Below are 1,286 nucleotides of genomic sequence, written 5' to 3' on the forward strand. Positions count from 1 at the left end.
TTTGTAACGGTTTCAAGATTGTTGTTGATTGTATTAACTTTATCAGTAATTGTATTTACCTTGCTATCAACACCATCAATACGATTGCCTAAATCTGTGGAAATATTGTGTAATTGACCGCCTGTTACTGCATCAGTGGAACCTGCTTCTACTTTGCCTTCACCAAGGTTAGAAACAACTTTGCCACCTGCATTGATGCCGTCTTTAGTTACGGATGGGCCTTCTTTAATTGTTAAACCATCAGTACCCAAGCTTGCATCACCAGCAGTAACGGAGCCATTAGGGCCAAGGTCAAGATTGTTCTTCACATTTACGGTGTATGTTTTAACGCCATCTTCAGTGGCATTAGTAACTTCTACATTATTGCCGCCTTTAACGTCTACAGCACTTTGTGTAACTTCTTTAATAACGTCTTTGCCTTTATCGTCTAGGTTTGAAAGGTCTTTGTTAGCTGCATTGTCGATTTTTTCTTTAGTTGCTGCATTGAGGTCAACTACTAAATCGTTACCAACTACTTTGCTTTCTACCGCACCGTTTTCAGCACCTTTTACACCGAAACCAGCATTTTCTTTGTTAATAGTAATTTGACCATTATCGCTGGATACTGTTACTGTTTGAAGGGCATTACCTGCTACTACAGTGCCATCTTCTACAGATTTTTTAAGTTCTTGTAATTGATTATAAGTAACAACATCGCCAGCTTTAGTGCCATCAGCTACATTAGTAATTTGCGTATTATTAGCATTGATACCACCTTTAGTAATGGATGGGCCTTCATTGATAGTTAAGCCACCTTCGTTAATTGTAGTACCACCTACATTGATGCTACCACCCTTAATTACTGTGTCGCCTACTTTAAATTCGCCTTGTGGCTGTAAGGTTACACCACCATTATTAATAGTCGTACCACCTACAGTAACATCGCCAGATTTAACAACTGTATCACCAAGAGTAATAGAACCATCGTTACCAAGATTTACATTCTTATCTAGGTTAACTGTAAAGGTCTTAACTCCATCTTTGGTATCGTTAGCAACATTAATGTTATCGCCACCAACTACGTTAACAGCATCTTGACTTACTTCTTTAATAACGTCTTTGCCTTTGTCACCAAGGTTGGAAAGGTCTTTATTAGCTGCATTGTCAATTTTTTCTTTAGTTGCTGCATTGAGATCAACTACTAAATCGTTACCAACTACTTTGCTTTCTACCGCACCGTTTTCAGCACCTTTTACACCGAACCCAGCATTTTCTTTATTAACAGTAATTTCACCATTATCGCTAAC

General features: G+C 38.3%; 1 protein-coding gene. It reads right to left on the minus strand.

Translation table 11 applies throughout. The features are described 5' to 3' along the window. The coding region (locus tag VER_RS10025) for a hypothetical protein (RefSeq protein WP_202922168.1) at nucleotides 1–1,286 on the minus strand (1,286 nt) is incomplete at both ends.

Origin of the sequence: Veillonella sp. R32, from assembly GCF_010093125.1 — a bacterium.
Lineage (GTDB): Bacteria > Bacillota > Negativicutes > Veillonellales > Veillonellaceae > Veillonella_A.